This is a genomic window from Pseudomonas fluorescens, assembly GCF_030344995.1.
Taxonomy (GTDB): domain Bacteria; phylum Pseudomonadota; class Gammaproteobacteria; order Pseudomonadales; family Pseudomonadaceae; genus Aquipseudomonas; species Aquipseudomonas fluorescens_BF.
In genome coordinates, this window is the sequence record NZ_CP128260.1 from 2,851,039 (window position 1) to 2,873,059 (window position 22,021).

The window sequence follows — 22,021 nt, forward strand, 5'->3', positions numbered from 1 at the left end:
CAACCCTGAACGGAATTGTGGTCATTTATGGAACAGTCGAAGTTGCGCAAAGTCGGTCTGGGTATCGCGTTGACGCTGGTGGCCGGGTTGCTGTTTTACACGGTGCAGGCGCCGGCCGAAGCACCGCAATACCTGACTGCCACGGTCGAACGCGGTGACATTGAAAACGCAGTGCTGGCCACCGGATTGCTGGAAGGCATCAAGCAGGTGGACGTCGGCGCCCAGGTCTCGGGGCAGTTGAAGTCGTTGAAGGTCAAGGTCGGCGACAAGGTCAAGAAGGGTCAATGGCTGGCGGAAATCGATCCGCTGGTGTTGCAGAACACCTTGCGTCAGGCGCAGGTCGACGAGGAAAACCTGCAAGCACAGCGCCGGGCGACTCAGGCTCAGCTGCGACAGACCAAAGCGATCTACGAGCGCTATCAGAATCTGCAAGAAGACGCCTCGATCTCGCGGCAGGATTTCGAAACTGCTCAATCCAACTACGAGGTGCAGCAGGCCAATCTGTTGTCGCTGGATGCGCAGATCAAGAGCGCGCATATCCAGATCGACACGGCCAAGGTCAACCTGGCCTACACGCGGATCGTCGCGCCCATCGACGGCGACGTGGTGGGCATCGTGACTCAGGAAGGGCAGACCGTGATCGCCAACCAACTGGCGCCGATCCTGCTCAAACTCGCGGATCTGGACACCATGACCGTCAAGGCTCAGGTGTCGGAGGCTGACGTCATTCACATCGCGCCGGGACAGGAGGTGTACTTCACCATTCTCGGCGAGGACAAACGTTATTACGGCAAGCTGCGCGGTACCGAGCCTGCGCCGCAGAACTTCCTGGAAACCCCGCCCGCCGGCACGCCGAAGCAGAACACGGCGGTGTTCTACAACGCGCTGTTCGAGGTTCCGAACCCCGATCATCGCCTGCGTATTTCCATGACGGCTCAGGTGCGGGTGGTGCTCGATACCGCCAAATCGGTGCTGATGATTCCGGTGGCGGCACTGGGGCCGCGCAACCACGACGGCAGTTTCCCGGTGCGGGTGCTGGACGCCAAGGGCCAGGCGCAATCGCGCAATGTGCAGACCGGAATCAACAACAACGTCAAGGTGCAGGTCAACGACGGCCTGGCCGAAGGCGACCGGGTGGTGATCGGTGATCCGGTGGCGAAAGTGGCAGGGGCATGAGCATGACCGAACCTCTGCTGCAACTGACCGGTATCAGCCGCAGTTTCACCGCGGGCGACCGTGAATTTTTGGCGCTGAAGAACATCGACCTGACGATCCATGCCGGGGAAATGGTGGCGATCATCGGCGCCTCGGGCTCCGGCAAATCGACCTTGATGAACATCCTCGGCTGCCTCGATTACGCCACGGCCGGCAGCTACAAGATCAATGGCCGGGAAACCCGGGATCTGGACAATCAGGCGCTGGCCGAACTGCGTCGTGACTATTTCGGCTTCATCTTCCAGCGCTATCACTTGCTGCCGCATCTGAGCGCGATGCACAACGTCGAGATGCCGGCGATCTACGCCGGCACGCCGGAGCCACAACGGCATGCCCGGGCCCGTGAGTTGTTGGCGCGCCTTGGGCTGGAAGGGCACCTGACGCATCGTCCGAGCCAGCTATCGGGCGGTCAGCAGCAGCGGGTGAGTATCGCCCGGGCCTTGATGAACGGCGGCGAAGTAATTCTCGCGGATGAGCCGACCGGCGCCCTCGACACCACCAGCGGCAAGGAGGTGATGCGCATCCTGCTGGAGCTGCACGCGGCCGGGCATACGGTGATTCTGGTGACTCACGACCCCAAGGTCGCGGCCAATGCCGAGCGCATCATCGAGGTCAGCGACGGCGAAATCCTCAGCGATCGCCACAACGAGCGCGATACCACGGCACTGACCAATGAGGACGCGGTCCCCAAGTCCACGGCAGCGCGGCGTCTGGTGGCCAGCCTCGGGTTGTTCAAGGAGGCCTTCAACATGGCCTGGGTCGCGCTGATCTCTCATCGGATGCGTACCTTGCTGACCATGCTCGGGATCGTCATCGGCATCACCTCGGTGGTGTCGATCTCGGCCATCGGCGAAGGGGCCAAACGCTATGTGCTGAAGGACATTCAGGCCATCGGCAGCAACACCATCGATATCTATTCCGGCACCAGTTTCGGCGACAGTCGTTCGGCGGCCATCGAAACCCTGGTACCGGCGGATGTGACGGCGCTCAATCAGCTGTATTACGTCGACAGCGCCACGCCGGTGGTCGGGCGCAATCTATTGCTGCGTTATCGCAACATCGACCTCGATGCCCAGGTCAACGGCGTCAGCGATCTGTACTTTCAGGTGCGCGGGATCAAGATGGAGTCGGGCATCCCGTTCAGCGAAAGCGATGCCCGGCGCCAGGCGCAGGTGGTGGTGATCGATCACAACACCCACCAACGGTTGTTCGGTGAGGGAGTCGATCCGCTGGGGCAGGTGATCCTGATCGGCAATTTGCCGTGCACCGTGATTGGCGTGGCGGCGGAGAACAAGAACATCTTCTCGTCGAGCAAGTCGCTCAACGTCTGGGTGCCTTATGAAACCGCAGCCGGGCGGCTGTTGGGCCAGCGTTATCTGGACAGCATCAGCGTGCGGATCAAGGACGGCCAGCCGAGCAAGGTGGTGGAGGACAACGTCAACAAATTGATGCTGCAGCGTCACGGCACCAAGGATTTCTTCACCAACAACCTCGACAGCGTGATGCAGACCGTGCAGAAAACCAGCCGCTCGCTGGCACTGTTGCTGTCGCTGATTGCGGTGATTTCGCTGGTGGTGGGCGGCATCGGGGTGATGAACATCATGCTGGTGTCGGTCACCGAGCGTACCCGCGAAATCGGCATTCGCATGGCAGTGGGGGCGCGGCAGTCGGACATTCGTCAGCAGTTTCTGGTGGAGGCGGTGATGGTCTGTTTGCTGGGTGGCGCTATCGGTATCTCTCTTAGTTACGCGATCGGTCACCTGTTTTCGCTGTTCATCAAAGAGTGGGAAATGGTGTTCTCGCTGACTTCTGTGCTGACAGCGGTGATCTGCTCGACGCTGATCGGCATCGTGTTCGGCTTTGTGCCGGCGCGCAATGCGTCGCGGCTCGACCCGATCGAGGCCTTGGCGCGGGACTGAGCGGCGGGCATGAAAAAACCGCCGTCCTTGGCAAGGGCGGCGGTTTATTTACAGGCGCGTGAACGATCAGGCCGCGTTGGAAGGATCGCAGGCGGCCGGGCAGTCTTCAGGTGAATACATCCAGCGCATCAGCGAATGGCGGCCGCTGATCCCCAGTTTGATGGCAGCGCGCTTGAGGTAGCTCTCGACGGTGTTGACCTTCAGTTGCAACTGCTCGGCCAGTTCAGGCGCGGTGCGGCCGGCGAGGAGGCCGACGCACACTTCCATTTCACGGTTGGACAGGCTCAAGCCAAGTTGCTGCACGCGCTCGCAGAAGCGCAATCGCAGGGTTTCCAGGCCTTGCAGCGAGGCTTCGGTCGCTGCGGCTTGCGCCTCGGGATCCGCATTCGCCGGCTGCAGCGCGTGGATGTGCTTTTCCACCATCGGCAGCAACACCGGGGAGATATCCTGCAACAGGCTGCGCTCCCGGGCGGAAAAGCGCTTCGACGGCCCGCAGCGGTACACGGAAATCACATAACGGTAACCGTCCTTGCGTCGGGTCAAGTGCAACTGCGAAGCATCGGTGACCGTGGAGGGTTCTGGCGTGGGCAGGTCACTGTTGCCGGGATCGGTACTCAGTTCGGAGTACACCGTCTCGGCCGTCAGTGCCGCCTCTTTGGGGCATTCAGGCTCCGTGCGCGGTTGCGCACGTCCGACCGGCTCTACGCGCATCTGCCGGATATGTGTGGCATCCACGGCCAGCTGGGTGAGGATCAGGTCATGCAGCATTCGCGGAAAATGCCGGCTGCCGGTGCTGGCGATGACTTTGCCGATGTGAGGGAACAGATGTGAGTTCATGTGTTTCATCCATGAGTAGCAATGGGGGAATTGCGCTTTCCCGACTCTCCGGCTGATGTCCTGGGCCGGCGACCACAAATCGGGAAATTGGATCCTATCCTAGTACAACGTTTGAGCGACGGTTTAATGAAGGGGCTATTAGCTCATAACCGGGGTGAGTGGTGTGGCGCGAAGGGTGCTGCCCGTGTCGCGGTAATAAGTTCGTAGGTCTTCGAAGTGATTAATGAAATGTCCTACAGAGACTTTCAGGGAAGTCCTACTTATGACAGCTATTAACGCGCATAAAAAAGCCCGTTTCAGCTGAAACTGAAGCGGGCTTCTTCCCGCATCAACGACCGGTTATTTCAGGTCGTTGAAATGGTCTCGCAGGAATTCGTAAAAGCGGAACGCTTGAAACGATCTCCATACGAGGCTCAGCGTACGCAGCAACAGCTTCATACGTTTTGGCCTCCAGGTCGGGGGCCAAACCTCCAGCGCACTTACCGGATCATGTGTGCCTTCGGACAGACAGGTCAGTGCTGTCCGTGAGGCGGCCGGTTGTGATCCCTCCGAGCCATCATTCCGGCACGGGTGCAAAACCGTGTCGAAGGGCATGAAACCATTATGGTTCCAGCCAAACCTCACGTATGCACTGTCGAGTGAGCGTCCGCATACTAACCTGTCTTATGACGGGATTTTGAGGATCTTGGATAAAGACCTGACAAGTTTTGTAATTCGTTATTTCTGTCAGCATGATCAGGCCTTCTGAGTGCCCGTCAAGACCGCCCTTGGCTTCACATAACGACATTCAATACACATGCAAAATAACGTTGCAACGAAAGCCAAAGATAAATAGTATTCCGCTACGTCAGTGCTGTCCGTGAGATGCATCAAGCCCAGCCGCAAACTGAGGCTTACCGAAAAACCGCCCCCCAAAGGCGGTTTTTTTTCGCCCCTTTTTTGGCAGCCGCCGGCGATCCTACGTCTCGGTAACCGAAGGCAGCGCGGCATCCACCAGCTCGATCCAGTGCCTGACCGTCGTGCGCCCCGCACCGTCGAGGTGGGCCTGGCAGCCAATATTGGCGGTGGCGATTACATCCGGATGACCGCTTTCCAGGGCGTTGAGCTTTTGGTCGCGCAGTTGCCGGGCCAGTGTTGGCTGGGTCAGCGAGTAGGTGCCCGCCGAGCCACAGCACAGATGTGCGTCCGGTACAGCCGTGAGGTTGAAGCCCAGTCGAGACAGCACCGACTCCACCGCACCGCCAAGTTTCTGCGCGTGCTGCAAAGTACAGGGGCAGTGAAAGGCCAGGCGCTGATCAGCGTGGATGCCGAGGGATTCGAGCGGTTCGTCGCTCAGCACTTCCACCAGATCCCGGGCCAGCGTGCTGACACGTCTTGCCTTCTCGGCGTAGACCGGATCGGCGCCGAGCATATGCCCGTATTCCTTGATGAACGCACCGCAACCGCTGGCGGTCTGCACGATCGCCTCGGCACCCTGTTCGATGGCCGGCCACCACGCATCAATGTTGTGGCGGGCGCGGTCAAGGCCAGTGGCCTGGGCGTCGAGGTGATAATCCACCGCGCCGCAACAACCAGCCTCGCGGGACGGAATCACGCTGATGCCCAGACGATCCAGCACCCGCGCCGCTGCGGCATTTGTGTTGGGTGACAAGCCCGGCTGCACGCATCCCTCCAGCATCAACACTTGCCGTGCATGGCGGATGACGGGACGTGATGCAGGCATCACCGCGTTGCGTGGCAGTTTGTCTTGCAAGGCATCGGGCAGCAGCGCCCGGAACATCTGACCGCCATTGACCAACCCTTTGAACAACCGCGGATTGGGCAGGATGCTTCGCAAACCTTCACGCAACAGGCGCTGCCCTAGCGGGCGTGGGACGGCAGCGTCGACAACCGCGCGGCCAATGTCGAGCAGGTTGTGATAATCCACGCCGGAAGGGCAGGTGGTTTCACAGTTGCGGCACGACAGGCAACGGTCCAGGTGTTGCTGGGTTTTTGCCGTGACTTCGTTGCCTTCGAGCACCTGCTTGATCAAGTAGATGCGCCCGCGTGGGCCGTCCAGTTCATCGCCGAGCAATTGATAAGTCGGGCAGGTCGCGTTGCAGAATCCGCAATGAACGCACGTGCGCAGAATGCTTTCGGCCTCTTCGGCGCGGGGCAGTTGCCGGGCTTGCGGGCTGAGGGTGGTCTGCATGGCTCAAAGCTCCGCGTACAGACGCCCGGGGTTGAAAATGCCCCGGGGGTCGAGTTGTCGTTTGAGTTGGCGGTGATAGTGCAGCAGGGCGGGCGTCAGTGGATGGAACGGTTCGTCGATCAGCCCGTGGCTGTAGCAGGTCGCATGCCCGCCGACGTCGCTGACCACTTTGCGAATGACCGACGCTTCGGCCGTCGATTTGAGCCAGCGTTGCGCTCCACCCCAGTCGAGCCACTGCTCGCCGGGCAGGTTCAGCGGCGGTGTGTTGAGCGGTACGGACAGGCGCCAGAGCGGTTGGTCTTCATCGAAGAAGTCCAGGCGTTGTTCGTTGAGGTCGGCCCAGAGCGAATTGTCGATCAGCTCGCCGCCAAGGCGATCATGGGCGGCCGCCACTGAACCTTCGCCACCCTCCAGACGCAAGCGTAATTGCCGGCCATCGTGACATGCAGCGCTGATCGGCAACGGCTGCTGGCCCCATTCGGCCAGGCGCAGCAAAGCTTGTTCGCCGGACATTTGCAGGCTGAGGCTCAGGCACGCACGCGGTTTGGGCAGCACCTTGAGTGAGACTTCCGTGATGACTCCCAGCGAACCGTAACTGCCGGCCATCAGACGTGACAGATCGTAGCCGGCGACGTTCTTCATGACTTCGCCACCGAAGCGCAGATGTTTACCATGTCCCGTGATGATCCGCGTGCCCAGCACGAAATCGCGCACCGATCCCGACCAGGGCCGACGCGGCCCGGACAGCCCGGTGGCGATCATGCCGCCGACCGTTGCGTCGTTGGCGAAGGCGGGTGGTTCACACGCCAGCATCTGTTGCGAGACGTCCAGCACTGCCAGCAGTTCTGCCAGCGGAGTGCCGCAGCGCGCGGTGATCACCAGTTCGGTCGGGTCGTAGCTGACGATGCCGCGATGGGCGCGGGTGTCGAGAATCTCGCCACCGACGATGCGTCCGAGAAACGCCTTGCTGTTGGCCCCCTGGATGCGCAACGGCGTGGCGTTTTCCAGTGCACGGTTGACCTGTTCGAGCAGCGCGGCGCTGTCATCGAAATCCTTGGTTTCACCCATCAGAACCGCTCCAGTTCGGGGAAGGGCAGTTGCCCGTGGTGTACGTGCAAGGCGCCGAATTCGGCACAGCGATGCAGGGTCGGAATATTTTTGCCGGGATTGAGAAGTCCTCCGGGGTCGAAGGCTGCTTTCACGGCATGGAACAGGGTCAGCTCGTCACGATTGAACTGCGCGCACATCTGGTTGATTTTTTCCCGGCCCACACCGTGTTCGCCGGTGATGCTGCCGCCGACCTTCACGCACAGTTCGAGGATCTTGCCACCCAGCGCTTCGGCTCGTTCCAGTTCGCCGGGCTGATTGGCATCGAACAGAATCAGTGGATGCATGTTGCCGTCGCCGGCGTGAAATACATTGGCGACCCGCAAGCCATATTCGGCTGAAAGCTGCGCTATCGCGTGCAGTACGCCGGGCAACTCGCGGCGCGGGATCGTGCCGTCCATGCAGTAATAGTCCGGCGACAACCGGCCCACGGCGGGGAAGGCATTCTTGCGTCCGGCCCAGAACCGCACGCGCTCGGCTTCGTCCCGGGCCTGGCGCAGTTCGGTAGCGCCGGCGTGCTCGAGCACTTGTCGGACCCGCGTGCAATCATCGTGGACATCGGCTTCAACACCATCGAGTTCGCAGAGCAGAATGGCTTCGGCGTCTACCGGATAACCGGCGTGGATGAAGTCTTCGGCGGCGCGGATCGCCAGGTTGTCCATCATCTCCAGGCCGCCGGGAATGATGCCGGCCGCGATGATGTCGGCCACTGCGCGGCCAGCTTTTTCCACGGAGTCGAACGCCGCCAGCAGCACTTTGGCGGTTTGCGGTTTGGGCAAGAGTTTGACCGTGACTTCGGTAATCACCCCGAGCAGTCCTTCGGAGCCGGTGAACAGCGCCAACAGGTCGAAACCGGGTGAATCCAGCGCATCCGACCCGAGCGTCAGGCGTTCGCCATCCACGGTAAGGATCTCGATCTTGAGCAGGTTGTGAACGGTCAGGCCGTACTTGAGGCAATGCACGCCGCCGGCGTTTTCCGCCACATTGCCGCCGATGGAGCAGGCGATTTGCGAGGAAGGATCAGGCGCGTAATAAAGCCCGAACGGCGCAGCGGCCTGAGAAATCGCCAGGTTGCGCACGCCGGGTTGAACCCGCGCGGTGCGTGCTTCGGGGTTGATCTGCAGGATATTGTTGAAGCGCGCCATCACCAGCAGCACGCCTTTTTCCAGCGGCAGGGCACCGCCGGACAAGCCGGTCCCGGCGCCCCGGGCCACCACCGGCACCTGCCGTTCATGGCAGATTCGTAACACGCCCTGAACTTCATCGATGTGCCGTGGCAGTACCACCAGCAACGGCGTGGTGCGATAGGCGGAGAGGCCATCGCATTCATACGGCTTGAGTTCTTCAAGCTGATGCAGGACTTCAAGATCCGGCCACTGGCGATGCAGGGCTTGCAAGAGTGCGGCTTTGTCGACGTCGGGCAAAACGCCGTCGACCTTTTCGTCGTAGAGAATGTTCATGGATTCTAACGATGCGTCGGCAGACGGCCTGAGAAGGGTGTGAAGTACACAACGCCTGAGCTGTGCAGGCGTTGTGTGGTGTCAGCGAACTTTAGTCCAGATCGCTTGCTTCATGCCGCTCCGGAACCTGGCTGGCTTCATCGCCCCATGTCCGGTTGATACGCTGGCCGCGAATTACCGCAGGCCGTTCGGCAATCTCGTGCGCCCAGCGCTGCACGTGGGTGTATTCATGGGCAGAAAGAAACTCGGCGGCGGAGTACACGTTGTTTCGCACCAATTGTCCGTACCACGGCCAGACCGCGATGTCGGCGATGGTGTAGTCGTTGCCGGCGAGGAAAGGGCTTTCGCTCAGGCGGCGGTCGAGAACATCCAGCTGCCGCTTGGTTTCCATGGTGAATCGGTTGATGGGGTATTCGAGCTTTTCTGGCGCGTACGCATAGAAATGCCCGAAACCGCCGCCCAGATACGGCGCCGAGCCCATTTGCCAGAACAGCCAGTTCAGGGTTTCGGTGCGTGCCGCCAGGTCGGTGGGCAGGAAGGCCCCAAATTTTTCTGCCAGATAGAGCAGTATCGAGCCGGATTCGAATACGCGAATGGCCGGTTCTACGCTGCGATCCACTAGTGCCGGAATTTTCGAGTTCGGATTGATCTCTACAAAACCGCTGGAGAATTGGTCGCCCTCGTTGATGCGGATGAGCCAGGCGTCGTATTCGGCGCCGGAATGTCCGAGCGCCAGCAACTCCTCCAGAAGGATGGTCACCTTCACGCCGTTGGGCGTGGCCAGCGAATACAGTTGCAGCGGGTGCTTGCCGAGCGGCAGCGTCTTGTCGTACGTCGGCCCGGCAATCGGGCGATTGATGCTGGCGAACTGGCCGCCGGACGGAGCGATGTGTTTCCAGACTTTGGGTGGAGCGTAGGGCGCCTTGCTCATGAAACGGACCTCATCGGTTGTATGCTGCAATGACGTGAGCCGGACAGGGAGCGTGCCAGACTCTTGTCGAACAGAACACCATAGAAGGGCGTTTGAATGCCACTGGGGGTTCGCTGAAAAGCGTTGATCGGCTACAGACGTATTGCCGGGCTTTTGTCATTCAAGACGTCTCAGGTGGCTGCTTCTTCTTTATAGAAGAACGTTGTTTGCCGGTGGCAGGGTTTTGGCGCGAATCACTGCGCAGTTGCGCCGGACTCACGCCGAGACGCTGCTTGAAGGCTGTGGTCATATGCGCCTGTGAGTTAAAGCCACAGGCGAGGGCGATCTGCGAAAGACTGTCCGTTGTATCGCGCATCGACGCTCGGGCTTTGGCCAGTCGTCTGTCGATCAGGTAACTGTGGGGACTTTTGCCGGTCGCCTGTTTGAAAGCGCGCATGAAATAGCCCTCGGACAACTCCAGCAGTTGCGCCATCGCCGGGACGCCGAGAGGGCTGCCGAGGCCGGCGTCGATGAATTCATCCAGCAGGCGCATGCGGCTGCCGGTGATTGAGCCCAGATGCGTTGCGCTCTCATGGCCCTCAACCCGTTCGGCTAGACCGAGCGCCCAGCTTTCCCAGTCATCCTCCAGAGAGGCGTGCAGCAGTGCACTGCGCATTCGGGCCGCGAGGTAGATGGCCTGCGGGTCGATGCAATTGTTGAACGCCTGGTCGCCGGCCAATGCTGTGCCGTCGGTGCGTATCACCCGCAGATACTCGCCACCCATGGGCGACTCCGAGTACACGTCACACCCAGTTGGAACAAACGCCAGACCGTTGGGCATTGCATCGAAGGGACGTATCCGGTCACTACCGATGGCGTGCACGCCGCGCTGGCTGTCGAAGGCAAAGCCGATCGCTGACTGCGTCGCCACGTACCGCGCCGAGTAGGCTGCGCCCGGTAGCAACTCGATCGCCCACGGGCCGACTTCGACACGACGTATCGGCTCAGCGACGATTAGGGAGGGGCGACGGTTTCGAAGGCTCATGAACGCCATAGTAGTGAAGGGCGCGTATAAAAGTCAGGTCTGTTTTTTGAAAGCCGATGTGATGCGTCCGTGCCTAGACTGGGCCAAAGTCCAAGGAGCCATTTATATGCACGCCCTCACTCGCGACGACATCGAGAACGCTGCCCGCCAGGTTTATCAGGTGATGCCGGCTACCGCCCAATACTGTTGGCCGTTGCTGGCCGAGCGACTGGGCTGCACTATTTGGGTCAAGCATGAAAACCACACGCCGACCGGCGCCTTTAAGGTGCGCGGCGGTATCACCTTCATGCACTGGCTGCGTCGTGAACATCCCGCCGTCAAAGGCATCGTCTCTGCGACGCGTGGCAATCACGGTCAGAGCCTGGCGCTGGCCGCGCGGGCCGTGGGCCTGAAAGCGTTGATCGTGGTGCCGCAGGGCAATTCGCTGGAAAAGAACAATGCCATGCGCGGATTTGGTGGTGAGGTGGTCGAGTACGGGCGCGATTTTGACGAGGCGCGTGAAGAGGCGGCACGCCTGGCACAGGAGCATGACCTTTTTCTGGTGCCGCCTTTTCACGTTGAACTGGTCAAGGGTGTGGCGACGTATGCGCTGGAGCTGTTCGGTGCGGCGCGGGATCTGGATACGGTTTACGTGCCCATCGGTTGCGGATCGGGGATCTGTGGTGTGATCGCTGCCCGCGACGCTCTAGGACTGAATACTGAAGTGGTGGGGGTTGTGTCGACGGAGGCCGCGGCTGCCAAGCTGTCGTTCGACGCGAACATGATCTGCGAAACCGCTTCGGCGAATACGTTCGCGGATGGCCTGGCGGTGCGCAAGCCGATTGCGCAGGCGTTCGACATCTATAAGGAAGGAGCGGCGAGGATCGTTTCGGTCAGCGAAGGCGAGATCTCCGAGGCCATGCGTGTGTATTACACCGACACTCACAACCTTGCAGAGGGCGCGGGTGCCTCTGCGTTGGCTGCGTTGATGCAGGAGCGCGGAAGGATGCAGGGGAAAAAGGTCGGGCTGATTCTGTCCGGGGGGAATATTGACCGTTCGGTGTATGCGAAGGTGATTGGTTGATTGCTGATGTGTTGGCGGGGTCGTCATTCAGTGACAGCGATACGTTCGCGTCTATATAGAGGCGGCGTTTTTCCTTATGTTGATAGAAAACGCAAATTAAGGGTTGACGGCAGATTCTGAGTCTCTATAATTCGCCCCACTTCCGGCGCAGTCGAAACGGAAAACTCCTTGAGATTCAATGAGTTAAGTAGGTTTCGAAGGTTGGTCGCTTCAGTTCATCGAAGCCTGGAAGGAGTTGGGAATGCCGGCTGGTTCTGGCGCTTTCAACGGTTCGATCTTCTCGGTCGAAAGCGGAGAAAAAGAGGTGTTGACAGCAGCGTGTAACGCTGTAGAATTCGCCTCCCGCTAACGAGAGATCGGAAGCGCAAGTGGTTGAAGTTGTTGAAGAAATCTTCGAAAGCTTCTGAAAATAATCACTTGACAGCAAATGAGGCTGCTGTAGAATGCGCGCCTCGGTTGAGACGAAAGATCTTAACCAACCGCTCTTTAACAACTGAATCAAGCAATTCGTGTGGGTGCTTGTGGAGTCAGACTGATAGTCAACAAGATTATCAGCATCACAAGTTACTCCGCGAGAAATCAAAGATGTAACCAACGATTGCTGAGCCAAGTTTAGGGTTTCTTAAAAACCCAAAGATGTTTGAACTGAAGAGTTTGATCATGGCTCAGATTGAACGCTGGCGGCAGGCCTAACACATGCAAGTCGAGCGGATGAAGGGAGCTTGCTCCTGAATTCAGCGGCGGACGGGTGAGTAATGCCTAGGAATCTGCCTGGTAGTGGGGGACAACGTTTCGAAAGGAACGCTAATACCGCATACGTCCTACGGGAGAAAGCAGGGGACCTTCGGGCCTTGCGCTATCAGATGAGCCTAGGTCGGATTAGCTAGTTGGTGAGGTAATGGCTCACCAAGGCGACGATCCGTAACTGGTCTGAGAGGATGATCAGTCACACTGGAACTGAGACACGGTCCAGACTCCTACGGGAGGCAGCAGTGGGGAATATTGGACAATGGGCGAAAGCCTGATCCAGCCATGCCGCGTGTGTGAAGAAGGTCTTCGGATTGTAAAGCACTTTAAGTTGGGAGGAAGGGTTGTAGATTAATACTCTGCAATTTTGACGTTACCGACAGAATAAGCACCGGCTAACTCTGTGCCAGCAGCCGCGGTAATACAGAGGGTGCAAGCGTTAATCGGAATTACTGGGCGTAAAGCGCGCGTAGGTGGTTCGTTAAGTTGGATGTGAAATCCCCGGGCTCAACCTGGGAACTGCATCCAAAACTGGCGAGCTAGAGTATGGTAGAGGGTGGTGGAATTTCCTGTGTAGCGGTGAAATGCGTAGATATAGGAAGGAACACCAGTGGCGAAGGCGACCACCTGGACTGATACTGACACTGAGGTGCGAAAGCGTGGGGAGCAAACAGGATTAGATACCCTGGTAGTCCACGCCGTAAACGATGTCAACTAGCCGTTGGGAGCCTTGAGCTCTTAGTGGCGCAGCTAACGCATTAAGTTGACCGCCTGGGGAGTACGGCCGCAAGGTTAAAACTCAAATGAATTGACGGGGGCCCGCACAAGCGGTGGAGCATGTGGTTTAATTCGAAGCAACGCGAAGAACCTTACCAGGCCTTGACATCCAATGAACTTTCCAGAGATGGATTGGTGCCTTCGGGAACATTGAGACAGGTGCTGCATGGCTGTCGTCAGCTCGTGTCGTGAGATGTTGGGTTAAGTCCCGTAACGAGCGCAACCCTTGTCCTTAGTTACCAGCACGTTATGGTGGGCACTCTAAGGAGACTGCCGGTGACAAACCGGAGGAAGGTGGGGATGACGTCAAGTCATCATGGCCCTTACGGCCTGGGCTACACACGTGCTACAATGGTCGGTACAAAGGGTTGCCAAGCCGCGAGGTGGAGCTAATCCCATAAAACCGATCGTAGTCCGGATCGCAGTCTGCAACTCGACTGCGTGAAGTCGGAATCGCTAGTAATCGCGAATCAGAATGTCGCGGTGAATACGTTCCCGGGCCTTGTACACACCGCCCGTCACACCATGGGAGTGGGTTGCACCAGAAGTAGCTAGTCTAACCTTCGGGAGGACGGTTACCACGGTGTGATTCATGACTGGGGTGAAGTCGTAACAAGGTAGCCGTAGGGGAACCTGCGGCTGGATCACCTCCTTAATCGACGACATCAGCTGCTCCATAAGTTCCCACACGAATTGCTTGATTCATTGAAGAAGACGAAAGAAGCAGCCCGAAATTGGGTCTGTAGCTCAGTTGGTTAGAGCGCACCCCTGATAAGGGTGAGGTCGGCAGTTCGAATCTGCCCAGACCCACCAATTTTGTGTGGGAAACGCCTGTAGAAATACGGGGCCATAGCTCAGCTGGGAGAGCGCCTGCCTTGCACGCAGGAGGTCAGCGGTTCGATCCCGCTTGGCTCCACCACTACTGCTTCTGAAGTAAGAGCTTAGAAATGAGCATTCCATCGAGTTGATGGTGAATGTTGATTTCTAGTCTTTGACTGGTTCGTTCTTTAAAAATTTGGGTATGTGATAGAAAGATAGACTGAAAGCCACTTTCACTGGTGGTGATCAGGCTAAGGTAAAATTTGTGAGTTCTCTTAATTGAGAAATTCGAATTTTCGGCGAATGTCGTCTTCACAGTATAACCAGATTGCTTGGGGTTATATGGTCAAGTGAAGAAGCGCATACGGTGGATGCCTTGGCAGTCAGAGGCGATGAAAGACGTGGTAGCCTGCGAAAAGCTTCGGGGAGTCGGCAAACAGACTTTGATCCGGAGATGTCTGAATGGGGGAACCCAGCCATCATAAGATGGTTATCTTGTACTGAATACATAGGTGCAAGAGGCGAACCAGGGGAACTGAAACATCTAAGTACCCTGAGGAAAAGAAATCAACCGAGATTCCCTTAGTAGTGGCGAGCGAACGGGGACTAGCCCTTAAGTGGCTTTGAGATTAGCGGAACGCTCTGGAAAGTGCGGCCATAGTGGGTGATAGCCCTGTACGCGAAAGTCTCTTAGTCATGAAATCGAGTAGGACGGAGCACGAGAAACTTTGTCTGAATATGGGGGGACCATCCTCCAAGGCTAAATACTACTGACTGACCGATAGTGAACTAGTACCGTGAGGGAAAGGCGAAAAGAACCCCGGAGAGGGGAGTGAAATAGATCCTGAAACCGTATGCGTACAAGCAGTGGGAGCAGACTTTGTTCTGTGACTGCGTACCTTTTGTATAATGGGTCAGCGACTTATTTTCAGTGGCGAGCTTAACCGAATAGGGGAGGCGTAGCGAAAGCGAGTCTTAATAGGGCGTCTAGTCGCTGGGAATAGACCCGAAACCGGGCGATCTATCCATGGGCAGGTTGAAGGTTAGGTAACACTGACTGGAGGACCGAACCGACTACCGTTGAAAAGTTAGCGGATGACCTGTGGATCGGAGTGAAAGGCTAATCAAGCTCGGAGATAGCTGGTTCTCCTCGAAAGCTATTTAGGTAGCGCCTCATGTATCACTGTAGGGGGTAGAGCACTGTTTCGGCTAGGGGGTCATCCCGACTTACCAAACCGATGCAAACTCCGAATACCTACAAGTGCCGAGCATGGGAGACACACGGCGGGTGCTAACGTCCGTCGTGAAAAGGGAAACAACCCAGACCGTCAGCTAAGGTCCCAAAGTTATGGTTAAGTGGGAAACGATGTGGGAAGGCTTAGACAGCTAGGAGGTTGGCTTAGAAGCAGCCACCCTTTAAAGAAAGCGTAATAGCTCACTAGTCGAGTCGGCCTGCGCGGAAGATGTAACGGGGCTCAAACCATACACCGAAGCTACGGGTATCACGTAAGTGATGCGGTAGAGGAGCGTTCTGTAAGCCTGTGAAGGTGAGTTGAGAAGCTTGCTGGAGGTATCAGAAGTGCGAATGCTGACATGAGTAACGACAATGGGTGTGAAAAACACCCACGCCGAAAGACCAAGGTTTCCTGCGCAACGTTAATCGACGCAGGGTTAGTCGGTCCCTAAGGCGAGGCTGAAAAGCGTAGTCGATGGAAAACAGGTTAATATTCCTGTACTTCTGGTTATTGCGATGGAGGGACGGAGAAGGCTAGGCCAGCTTGGCGTTGGTTGTCCAAGTTTAAGGTGGTAGGCTGGAATCTTAGGTAAATCCGGGATTCCAAGGCCGAGAGCTGATGACGAGTTGCCTTTAGGCGACGAAGTGGTTGATGCCATGCTTCCAAGAAAAGCTTCTAAGCTTCAGATAACCAGGAACCGTACCCCAAACCGACACAGGTGGTTGGGTAGAGAATACCAAGGCGCTTGAGAGAACTCGGGTGAAGGAACTAGGCAAAATGGCACCGTAACTTCGGGAGAAGGTGCGCCGGTGAGGGTGAAGCACTTGCTGCGTAAGCCCACGCCGGTCGAAGATACCAGGCCGCTGCGACTGTTTATTAAAAACACAGCACTCTGCAAACACGAAAGTGGACGTATAGGGTGTGACGCCTGCCCGGTGCCGGAAGGTTAATTGATGGGGTTAGCTAACGCGAAGCTCTTGATCGAAGCCCCGGTAAACGGCGGCCGTAACTATAACGGTCCTAAGGTAGCGAAATTCCTTGTCGGGTAAGTTCCGACCTGCACGAATGGCGTAACGATGGCGGCGCTGTCTCCACCCGAGACTCAGTGAAATTGAAATCGCTGTGAAGATGCAGTGTATCCGCGGCTAGACGGAAAGACCCCGTGAACCTTTACTATAGCTTTGCACTGGACTTTGAATTTGCTTGTGTAGGATAGGTGGGAGGCTTTGAAGCGTGGACGCCAGTTCGCGTGGAGCCATCCTTGAAATACCACCCTGGCAACTTTGAGGTTCTAACTCAGGTCCGTTATCCGGATCGAGGACAGTGTATGGTGGGTAGTTTGACTGGGGCGGTCTCCTCCTAAAGAGTAACGGAGGAGTACGAAGGTGCGCTCAGACCGGTCGGAAATCGGTCGTAGAGTATAAAGGCAAAAGCGCGCTTGACTGCGAGACAGACACGTCGAGCAGGTACGAAAGTAGGTCTTAGTGATCCGGTGGTTCTGTATGGAAGGGCCATCGCTCAACGGATAAAAGGTACTCCGGGGATAACAGGCTGATACCGCCCAAGAGTTCATATCGACGGCGGTGTTTGGCACCTCGATGTCGGCTCATCACATCCTGGGGCTGAAGCCGGTCCCAAGGGTATGGCTGTTCGCCATTTAAAGTGGTACGCGAGCTGGGTTTAGAACGTCGTGAGACAGTTCGGTCCCTATCTGCCGTGGACGTTTGAGATTTGAGAGGGGCTGCTCCTAGTACGAGAGGACCGGAGTGGACGAACCTCTGGTGTTCCGGTTGTCACGCCAGTGGCATTGCCGGGTAGCTATGTTCGGGAAAGATAACCGCTGAAAGCATCTAAGCGGGAAACTTGCCTCAAGATGAGATCTCACTGGAACCTTGAGTTCCCTGAAGGGCCGTCGAAGACTACGACGTTGATAGGTTGGGTGTGTAAGCGCTGTGAGGCGTTGAGCTAACCAATACTAATTGCCCGTGAGGCTTGACCATATAACACCCAAGCAATCTGATGCTCCTAGTTGAAAAAACGAAAGAGGCCAGATTGCGGTGTGTGAAGACGCAATGAACCGAAAGTTCGATGCTCACAAAACACCGAAAGCTGTCACATACCCAATTTGCTGAAGCGAGGCCATCCGGCCACGACTCAGTACCCGAATTTCTTGACGACCATAGAGCGTTGGAACCACCTGATCCCATCCCGAACTCAGAAGTGAAACGATGCATCGCCGATGGTAGTGTGGGGTTTCCCCATGTGAGAGTAGGTCATCGTCAAGATTAAATTCCGAAACCCCAATTGCGAAAGCAGTTGGGGTTTTGTTTTGCCCGCAGGAAAGTTTTTGCTCGCGTCAGCGAGCACGTTGATGGTTACCATGAGCGTCCGTTCCGCAGGAGGCAGGCAATGCAACTCAAGTTCAGTCACGTCGATGTACTCGTCAATAATCTCGAAGAAGCCTGTGCGTACTACGCGCGGATATTGAAGGCGAGAATCTCCAGGACACAGGTGTGGGAGCGGGGCGGCTTGCATGTGCGCTATGCGATTGCGTTGATCGGGCAGGAGCGTTTCATGCTGGTCCAGCCGTTGGCCGGGAATCTGCGGGAGCTCCTGGATAGCTCGGGCGAGGGCATGATCTACCGTCACTGCTATTCGACTCCCGACATCGAAAAAGCCTACGACGAACTGGTCGCCGAAGGTGTGCAGCCAGAAGATGAAAACGGTAAACCGCTGGCCCGCGAACACCTGAAATCGCCGGCAGGGGCGCGCATCATCTGGTTGCCCAAACGCTTCGGGCACTTCTCGATCGAAATCCTCGAAGAAAAAACGCTGGAGGCGTTTATCAAGGACGCGTTTGCCTGACGTTTTTCCTCTTGTGATACGCCACGACTACCCCGTATAAGAGCGACTTTCACTTCCGATATAAGAAAAGGGTGCACGCATGAGCAATGCCTGGAACGAAGGATATTTCACGGACGAAGGCTACACCTACGGGTATAGCCGGGAAATCAATCCGGTTTTCCAGCGTTATTGTCTGCTGCTGCGCGGTTTCTCCACGCTGGAGAGTACCGAGGGTTTCCACTGTGAACTGGGCTTCGGTCAGGGCGTTTCGATCAACATCCATGCCGCAGGCAATCCGGGCTCCTATGTCGGCACCGACTTTCACCCGGGGCAGGCGTCCCACGCCATCGCTCTGGCCAGAGACTGGGGCAGCGATGCGCGACTGTTTGACGACAGCTTCGAGCAGTTGCTGGCCCGCCATGACTTGCCTCAGTTCGACAGCATCAGCCTGCATGGCATCTGGACCTGGGTCAGTCGAGACAACCACAAGCTGATCGTGGAATTCGTCCGTCGCCATCTTAAGCCTGGTGGTCTGCTCTACGTCAGCTACAACTGCTTCCCGGGCTGGTCACCTCAGGCACCTTTGCGCCAACTGTTCAGTCTGCACGACCGGTTCGCCAGTCAGGCCTCTGCACGTCCTGATCAACGTATCGACGCTGCGCTGCAGTTTTCCGAAGCGTTGCTGGCTGCTAATCCTAAATATGCCAACTCGGCACCTGGGCTGGATGCCAAGCTTCAGAGCATCAAAGGCCAGGACCGCCAGTACGTCGCCCATGAGTATTTCAATCGCGACTGGAACTGCATGTATTTCACTGACGTAGTTGATGCCTTGGCGCCCGCCAAGCTCGATTACGCCACGACAGCCGTGCCACTGGACTCCGTCGACCCGCTCAACCTGAGCGCCGAAGGCATGGACTTTCTGGAAGGTATCGAGCATCCCGTCATGCGTGAGCAGGCGCGTGACTACTTTGTGAACCAGAGTTTCCGTCGGGACCTTTACGTACGCGGCGCCAACAGACTGTCCGCTTCCGAGCACCGCGAGCGTATGCTCAGCACGCGTTTCGTTCTGTTGCAGGCGGCAGAAAGCGTACCGGCCAACGTCACCGGTCCGGCAGGCGCAGCCACTTTGCAGACAGAAATCTATGGTCCGGTACTTTCAGCACTGGCGGATGACGCTTATGTGCCGAAGACCTTGCGGCATTTGCTGGATCTCGTTCCCTCATTGGCCTATGGCGATGTGGAGCAGGCCCTCAACGTGTTGATCGGCATGGGGGCCGTGGCGCCCTGCCAGAGCGAGGCAGCCGAAAAGCTGGTGCAGGCCCGCTGCAACACCCTCAACCTGCAGCTGTGCAAGCGTTCGTTATATGGCAACAAGATTCAGACCCTGGCGAGTCCGGTGACCGGTGGTGGCGTGACGGTCAGCCGCTTCCAGCAGTTGTTCCTGATATCGATCAAGCAAGGCAAAAAACACCCGGCTGAATGGGCGCAACTGGCATGGGGCATCATCGGTGGCCAGGGCGAAGGTCTTCTCAAGGATGGCAGGGCCCTGACCACCGCCGAAGAAAACCTTGCCGAACTGACCGAGCAGGCCCAAGCGTTTGCCGAGAGCACGCTGGTCAATCTCAAGGCGCTGAAGATCGTTTAGGCACGGGATTTGATGCAGGACAGGCGTCAGGACGGGATTCTGGCGCCTTCGTATCATGGCGTCGCCGGAATGGGCTTCTGTCGGATTTTTGTTGCAGTCAGGCTTGGGTGGATCGAATGGAATTATCAGATCTTCGGCATGAGCAGGGCGCTTCGATCGACGAGCAGGTCAACACTGATCGATTGCATCAGTTGTTTCGCCAATCCGTTTCAGCCGTTGTCGGCAGCTACCTGGCAGCGCTCATGCTCTGCGGGCTGTGTTGGGATCGTTTTGAGCATGCCTGCATTTTCGGGTGGCTCGGCCTGCTGACGGCGTCTACGTTGTTGCGTGTTTCGATGTTTGTCGCCTGGTTTCGCAGCGATGAGAGCGAGCGGACACCCAAGCGTTGGGAGCGCAAATACTGGGCGACCCTGGTGCTGTCCGCCGGCATCTGGGGCGCAGGTGCGTTGATCATCATGCCGGCCGACGACCTGTTGGCCCAGGCATTGGTCATGCTCTTCACGGTCGGGATGTCGGTCAGCGCGGTGTCCTGTTATTCGGCCTATCGATACATGACACTGGTCTCCATGGCGCTGGTGTTGCTGCCGTGTACGTTCTGGCTGTTGTTTCAACCGTCCACGCTTCAGGTGGGAATGGCGCTGGCGGTCCTGGTCTTCGCCTCGTTCGTCGCCCGTGCGACGCGCAAAATGACTGAAGCGCTGGAGGCGGCCTTTCGCCTGACCCGGGAAATGGAGCGGGCGCACAATATCTCCAGACTTGCCGCGCGGACCGACGAGCTGACCGGCCTGAACAATCGGCGGGCGTTTTTCGAGCGGGCGCAGCAACTGTTCGATGAGTGCAGGCGACGCCAGTCGAACCTGTGTGCCGTCATGCTGGACATGGATCATTTCAAACACATCAATGACACCTATGGCCACCAGGTCGGGGATCGTGTTCTGCAGCAGATGGGGAGCATCATCTGTACGTATTTTCGGGACACCGATGTGCATGGCCGATTAGGTGGCGAAGAGTTCGCGATCCTGCTTCCGGACACCTCGATCGAGGTAGCGCTGGAGCTGCTGGAAAACCTGATTGTGACCATGCCCAGGATCATGACCGGCCCGGTTCATCGCATCACCGCCAGTCTGGGCGTTGCCTCGATGCAGAGCGAAGACTCGGATCTTCACAGTTTGATGAACAATGCCGACAAGGCCTTGTATCGCGCCAAGGCTTTGGGACGTAATCAGATCGCGGTGGCCGAGCCGGTTTAGTCGACTCGCGTCAATGCGAAGAAACATAAACCGAAGGCGACGTCGGTGCAGGCAACGCATAGGTTGCCTTCATCCACTCGATCTCCGCCTGCGGAGTCCTGCCGAAGAAGCGTTTGAACTCACGACTGAACTGCGAAGCGCTTTCATAGCCGACACTGAACGCCGCCGCTGACGCCGTCATGGCGTGGCGCAACATCAAAAGTCGAGCCTGATGCAGGCGCGTCGACTTCAGGTATTGCATGGGCGACGCGTCCGTCACGCTGCGAAAGTGCAGGTGAAAACTGGGCACGCTCATGCTCGCTTCGCGGGCCAGTTGCTCGACATCCAGGCGTTCCTGATAGCTGCTGTGGATCTTGCGGATCGCCCGCGTCACCTTGCCGAAGTGCCCCTGTCGATTGAGCGCTGCGCGCATCGAGCCGCCTTGCTCGCCGGTCAGGATGCGGTAATAGATTTCCCGCAACAGCGACGGCCCCAATATTTGCGCCTCGCCCGCATTGCTCATGGCTTCGAGAAAACGCAGTGTTGATGCGCGCAGGCGGTCGTCCATCGGCGAGGCGAACATGCCCTTGGGTGGCGCATCACTCGGGCCGTAGACCTCATCCACCTGCTGCATCAACTCGCTGGCCACCTGGAAATCGAGCTGCATATAGATCGCAAGCATCGGCTCGTCTGCAGAGGCATCGGTCTCCATGGTGAAGGGAATCGGAACCGACACCACCAGGTAATGCTGGGCGTCATAGACGTAGACGTCATCGCCCAGATAACCGCGCTTCTGCCCCTGACAGAGAATCACGATGCCGGGGTCGTACAGAACCGGCGTGCGGGTCAGTGGCCGGTTCGATCGCAGGAAGCGCACGCCCTCCAGTGCACTGAGGTTATAGCCTTCGACCGGTGCCAGCGTTTCCATCAACTGCACCATGCGCGAAGTGCCTGGGTCGGCCTGTTTCATTGGGTTCT

The 22,021-nt window shown here is 57.7% G+C and carries 13 protein-coding genes, 2 tRNA genes and 3 rRNA genes; 11 read left to right on the top strand and 7 right to left on the bottom strand.

All coding sequences use genetic code 11. The features are described 5' to 3' along the window. The first annotated feature begins 27 nt into the window (after nucleotides 1–27). Together macA and QR290_RS12845 are read left to right on the top strand one after the other, a co-directional pair. Nucleotides 28–1,176, top strand: coding sequence for a macrolide transporter subunit MacA (gene macA / locus QR290_RS12840; RefSeq protein ID WP_289205092.1), 1,149 nt, complete (start codon nucleotides 28–30; stop codon nucleotides 1,174–1,176). 2 nt (nucleotides 1,177–1,178) lie between these two features. Then, nucleotides 1,179–3,134, top strand: coding sequence for a MacB family efflux pump subunit (locus tag QR290_RS12845; protein WP_289205093.1), 1,956 nt, complete (start codon nucleotides 1,179–1,181; stop codon nucleotides 3,132–3,134). 66 nt (nucleotides 3,135–3,200) lie between these two features. Here QR290_RS12845 and QR290_RS12850 read toward each other — a convergent pair whose 3' ends face one another. The 6 genes from QR290_RS12850 to QR290_RS12875 all read right to left on the bottom strand — a co-directional run bounded on the left by QR290_RS12850 (nucleotide 3,201) and on the right by QR290_RS12875 (nucleotide 10,693). Continuing rightward, nucleotides 3,201–3,971 carry a helix-turn-helix transcriptional regulator gene (locus QR290_RS12850; RefSeq protein WP_115077438.1) on the bottom strand — a complete coding sequence of 257 codons (771 nt, stop codon included), beginning with the start codon at nucleotides 3,969–3,971 and terminating at the stop codon, nucleotides 3,201–3,203. Between the two features lie 958 nt (nucleotides 3,972–4,929). Further along, nucleotides 4,930–6,162, bottom strand: coding sequence for a glycolate oxidase subunit GlcF (gene glcF / locus QR290_RS12855; protein ID WP_289205094.1), 1,233 nt, complete (start codon nucleotides 6,160–6,162; stop codon nucleotides 4,930–4,932). Between the two features lie 3 nt (nucleotides 6,163–6,165). After that, entirely contained in the window at nucleotides 6,166–7,230 is a 1,065-nt protein-coding gene (gene glcE, locus QR290_RS12860) for a glycolate oxidase subunit GlcE (protein WP_289205095.1), read from the bottom strand. Then, nucleotides 7,230–8,729 carry a glycolate oxidase subunit GlcD gene (gene glcD / locus QR290_RS12865; protein ID WP_289205096.1) on the bottom strand — a complete coding sequence of 500 codons (1,500 nt, stop codon included), beginning with the start codon at nucleotides 8,727–8,729 and terminating at the stop codon, nucleotides 7,230–7,232. Before glcD ends, glcE begins: the two co-directional genes overlap by 1 nt. Nucleotides 8,730–8,820: 91 nt before the next feature. Further along, a complete protein-coding gene (gene yghU / locus QR290_RS12870; RefSeq protein ID WP_289205097.1) occupies nucleotides 8,821–9,660 on the bottom strand; it encodes a glutathione-dependent disulfide-bond oxidoreductase in 840 nt (279 codons plus the stop codon). Nucleotides 9,661–9,820: 160 nt separating this feature from the next. Further along, nucleotides 9,821–10,693: a helix-turn-helix transcriptional regulator gene (locus QR290_RS12875; protein WP_435875088.1), complete on the bottom strand. Its 873-nt coding sequence runs from the start codon at nucleotides 10,691–10,693 to the stop codon at nucleotides 9,821–9,823. Between the two features lie 97 nt (nucleotides 10,694–10,790). Between QR290_RS12875 and QR290_RS12880 the strand changes: the two genes are divergently transcribed. The 9 genes from QR290_RS12880 (at nucleotide 10,791) to QR290_RS12920 (ending at nucleotide 21,064) form a co-directional block, all read left to right on the top strand. Then, entirely contained in the window at nucleotides 10,791–11,747 is a 957-nt protein-coding gene (locus QR290_RS12880; protein ID WP_289205099.1) for a threonine dehydratase, read from the top strand. Nucleotides 11,748–12,389: 642 nt separating this feature from the next. After that, nucleotides 12,390–13,926, top strand: a 16S ribosomal RNA gene (locus tag QR290_RS12885). 81 nt (nucleotides 13,927–14,007) lie between these two features. Continuing rightward, nucleotides 14,008–14,084 (top strand) — tRNA-Ile (locus QR290_RS12890). A 30-nt stretch (nucleotides 14,085–14,114) separates the two neighbouring features. Beyond that, nucleotides 14,115–14,190, top strand: a tRNA-Ala gene (locus tag QR290_RS12895). Nucleotides 14,191–14,434: 244 nt separating this feature from the next. Then, a 23S ribosomal RNA gene (locus tag QR290_RS12900) occupies nucleotides 14,435–17,325 on the top strand. Between the two features lie 169 nt (nucleotides 17,326–17,494). Further along, a 5S ribosomal RNA gene (gene rrf, locus QR290_RS12905) occupies nucleotides 17,495–17,610 on the top strand. Together the 16S, 23S and 5S rRNA genes with 2 tRNA genes alongside form the textbook arrangement of a ribosomal RNA operon. A gap of 124 nt (nucleotides 17,611–17,734) precedes the next feature. Next, the gene (locus QR290_RS12910; RefSeq protein WP_115077444.1) at nucleotides 17,735–18,190 is read left to right on the top strand and encodes a VOC family protein; all 456 of its coding nucleotides are present in this window, start codon (nucleotides 17,735–17,737) and stop codon (nucleotides 18,188–18,190) included. Nucleotides 18,191–18,269: 79 nt separating this feature from the next. Beyond that, a complete protein-coding gene (locus tag QR290_RS12915; protein ID WP_289205100.1) occupies nucleotides 18,270–19,814 on the top strand; it encodes a class I SAM-dependent methyltransferase in 1,545 nt (514 codons plus the stop codon). Between the two features lie 116 nt (nucleotides 19,815–19,930). Further along, nucleotides 19,931–21,064 (top strand): GGDEF domain-containing protein, encoded by a 1,134-nt coding sequence (locus tag QR290_RS12920; protein WP_289205101.1) that lies wholly within the window; start codon nucleotides 19,931–19,933, stop codon nucleotides 21,062–21,064. Nucleotides 21,065–21,074: 10 nt separating this feature from the next. Here QR290_RS12920 and QR290_RS12925 read toward each other — a convergent pair whose 3' ends face one another. Beyond that, nucleotides 21,075–22,013, bottom strand: coding sequence for an AraC family transcriptional regulator (locus QR290_RS12925; protein WP_289205102.1), 939 nt, complete (start codon nucleotides 22,011–22,013; stop codon nucleotides 21,075–21,077). Nucleotides 22,014–22,021 lie beyond the last annotated feature (8 nt).